Raw genomic sequence first — 3,383 nt, forward strand, 5'->3', positions numbered from 1 at the left:
ACGCCGGGCTGCTAGAAGAAGCTATCGTGGCGGGGAACCTCCAATCAGGCGGGTGGGTCCTCGCCAACGATCACCTGAAATCGGCCCGACACCTAGCTCGGATGGATCCGCTCAAACTCGTCGGAGTCGTCCCGGATGCATGGACAGGGAGTTCTGCGCCAGTCGAGACGAGGAATTTGGGTGCGTATCTCTCTCAGCTCGATCCGAATCAAGAACACTCCAAGCAACTCGGGGAACCAGCCAAGGACCCAGTTGACAACAGAGGACGGTCATGTACCAGTACTACCGTGGTTGAAGAGGAAGAAGGCGTGACCCTCGAAGACACCAGGAACGCCCTCAACCCAGGGCGAACTACTGGAGGACCTGAATCGGGTGTTCCGACCACAAAAGGAACGCCGCTTGATCTCTACATCTTCCGAGGCGTCAGTTGACCAAGTGGCTCAGCCCACCAGACGGTTCCGGACACCGGAATCAACCACAGTAGGCCGGTTCTTCCAACCCCACACTAATCCAGACAACGGTATAAGTGGTGTTTCAAACCTGTTCTTGTGGGTCTGGTCACTTCAACGGAGAGAAAATAGTATCAACACCTGATAGAAAGGGCGTGACCGATGCAGAGAATTCATGCAGCACTTAGGCACCGGTCATTTCATTTCAAAATTGACGGAACAGCCGTTCATTAGGTGCTGGCCGTTAGCGCTCTGGGTGCTACCCTGCTCGGCGAACCATCGCGCCGGCCACGATTACTGACGCGAGCGCGAACGCGGCGAGTGCGAGCATGGCGATCCGGAACTCCGCAACCGTCCCCTCACCGTGGACGACGTATCGCATCGCCTCGATGAGGTAGGTCACCGGCATCGTGCGTGCCGGCCATTCGAGGTAGGTCGGCAACTGTTCGACCGGGAGGAACGTCCCGCCGAGGATGACCTGTGGCGTGATGACGACCGGGATAAATTGGATGGCCTGGAACTCGTTTTCGGCGAACAACGACAGGACGATGCCGATGCCGAGTGCGGTCAGCGCGCCCAGCAACTCCACAAGCAAGAATAGTTCGATGCCGTGGCTGAACCCGACGTCAAGAAACACGATGGCTGCCCCCAGGAGCACGAGCGACTGGACGGTCGCCAGCACGCCGTACCCGAGCACGTATCCGAGGACAAGTCCCGACCGGGAGACGGGCGCGACGAGAACGCGCTCCAGCGTCCCGGCGGTCCGTTCCCGCAGGAATCCGATGGCAGTCAGCAGGTACGTCAGGAAGAACACAACGACAGCGAGAACGATCGGCGCGACCGGCCCCGGTCGCGGGAATACCTCGCTCAGCAGGTAGAGGACGAACGCCGGCACGACGATCACCATGCCGAGCGTCCGGCGGTCGCCCCGGAGCGTCCGCAGGATGCGTCCCGCCACCGGCAGCGTCCCGTTCAAGACCCTGCACCTCCGTTCGTCGCGGCAGTAGATGATGGTGGGTTCGTGTTGGAGGGAGTTGTCCCGTCATCATCCAACAGGGCGAGGAACGCAGCCTCCAGTTCATCAGTTCCCGTGGCGTCGAGAACGCCACCGGGCGAATCGACCGTGAGAACGCGCCCCTCGCGGAGAAAGAGCACGCGGTCGCAGTGTTTCACCTCATCGAGGTAGTGCGTCGAGACGACAACGAGCGCGCCGTCCTCGCGGCGCTTTCGGAACCCTTCCCACATCGAAGCGCGCAGTTTCGGATCGAGGCCGACCGTGGGTTCATCGAGGAACAGCACATCCGGGTCGTGGACGAGGGCACACGCGAGGCTCGTCCGACGGATCATGCCCCCCGAAAGTTCGCCGATAGGACTGTCGGCCCGGTCAGCGAGATTGACGAACGAGAGCGCACGGCTGATGGCGGTCGCTCGGTCATCGACGCCGTACAACCGCGCGAAGAAGGCGACGTTCTCTCGCACGGTCAGGCCGTCGTAGACGGCGGTGTGTTGTGGCATGTACCCGATCCGCCGCCGGTCGTCGGCGTCGAACGACGTCGGCGGCGTTCCCGCGATGCGGGCTTCGCCGGCGGTAGGCGAAACAAGGCCCAACAGGCAATGGATGAGCGTCGTCTTCCCGGATCCGTTCGGTCCCGCGATGCCGAGAATGCCTGCCCCGTCGATCGACAGATCGATGCCGTCGAGCGCTGTCGTCGCTCCGAACTCCTTCCGGAGTCCCTCCACGGCGAGCGAGGGTTCGGTGTTCGGCATAGCTGAAACAACGACTGGACGTTGGGAAACAGTTGTGCAGAGTATACTCGTATGGTTTAAGTTGAAATGCGGGCAACGTGCGTCTATGCGGTATCTCGAACTCGTGGGCGCGCCGCCGCCGGGCGCACCGCGGTTTTTCCGCCTCGTCGCGGATTCTCCCCACGTGGACGAGGCCCGCCTCTTAGAGTGGAACGCCTCCACCGAGGATGCGCTGACAGCGTTGTACGCCGTGGACGGGGATGCGGACGCGTTTGCCGGAGAGGTCGGCGATTCGTCCGTCGTCGTCGGGTTCGATATCACTCGCGTTGACGACGATCGCTTCTACATGCTCGTGGTCGGCCGGCCGTCCGAGGCACCACTCTTCCAGCAAGTCGTCGACTCGATCTCCCGGATGGGATTGATCGTCGCCACGCCGGTTGTCTACCGCGAGGGAACGGCGCAGTTCCGGATCGTCGGCGAATCGGAGGTACTGCAATCGATGATCGACGCCGTTCCGGCCGGATTCGAGGTTGACGTCCATTCGATAGGGACATTTCCCGACGAGGCGACTGCTCCAACGAGGACGCTCAGCGAGCGTCAGCGAGCGACCGTCACGGCGGCACTGGAGTTGGGGTACTACGAGAGTCCACGAAACGCCACCCATGCGGACATCGCCGAGCGTCTCGGCTGTGCTCCTAATACGGTAACAGAACACCTGCAGAAGGCCGAAGCGAAACTCGTTCGCGCCGCGATGCGCGGCCCGGTCACCTCTCGTGACTGAACATACACCCACGCACAACCACTAGTCGGCGTCGAGTTGGTTTGCGAGATCAAAGGCGTTGAAGCGGGAGAAGCCTGATTGTGCAGACCTTGATCTGCCGATTCACCGAGCGGTGTTCTGGATCGCTAAAAGCGCTGCCGATAGATGGGTAGGTGATCAGGAAGTATCACGACGGCACCGTAGAGGTGCTACTGTCGATCATCACCCTACTGAGACGGTTGTCTACTCGAATCTCGGATTCATAGGTGGGTCGTTCGAAATGCGGGAATGATAACGCCTCACACGTGGACGCGGAGGATATGACCGCCACAGTTGCACTGGCAGATGTATTCCCAGTCAATATTGTCACCGAACTCCTCGTGGAGGGCCGGGTAGAGATACTTCGACGGATGACCGTGTTCTTCGTG

Annotated in this window: 4 protein-coding genes; 2 read left to right on the forward strand and 2 right to left on the reverse strand. The window is 61.0% G+C overall.

Features of this window, described 5'->3' with window-relative positions; all coding sequences use genetic code 11:
- Positions 1-431 (forward strand): hypothetical protein (locus ACQUQ1_RS21795; protein WP_435066301.1); only part of this gene is annotated, 431 nt, incomplete at its 5' end.
- Between the two features lie 277 nt (positions 432-708).
- Here ACQUQ1_RS21795 and ACQUQ1_RS21800 read toward each other — a convergent pair.
- Positions 709-1,425, reverse strand: coding sequence for an ABC transporter permease (locus ACQUQ1_RS21800; RefSeq protein ID WP_435066302.1), 717 nt, complete (start codon positions 1,423-1,425; stop codon positions 709-711).
- On the reverse strand, positions 1,422-2,189 hold the full coding sequence (locus ACQUQ1_RS21805; protein ID WP_435066303.1) for an ABC transporter ATP-binding protein: 768 nt from the start codon (positions 2,187-2,189) through the stop codon (positions 1,422-1,424). The genes ACQUQ1_RS21800 and ACQUQ1_RS21805 overlap by 4 nt, the downstream gene beginning before the upstream one ends.
- Before the next feature lie 112 nt (positions 2,190-2,301).
- Between ACQUQ1_RS21805 and ACQUQ1_RS21810 the strand changes: the two genes are divergently transcribed.
- Positions 2,302-2,976 (forward strand): helix-turn-helix domain-containing protein, encoded by a 675-nt coding sequence (locus ACQUQ1_RS21810; RefSeq protein WP_435066304.1) that lies wholly within the window; start codon positions 2,302-2,304, stop codon positions 2,974-2,976.
- Positions 2,977-3,383 lie beyond the last annotated feature (407 nt).

Source organism: Halobaculum sp. EA56 (assembly GCF_051195075.1).
Classification (GTDB): Archaea; Halobacteriota; Halobacteria; order Halobacteriales; family Haloferacaceae; genus Halobaculum.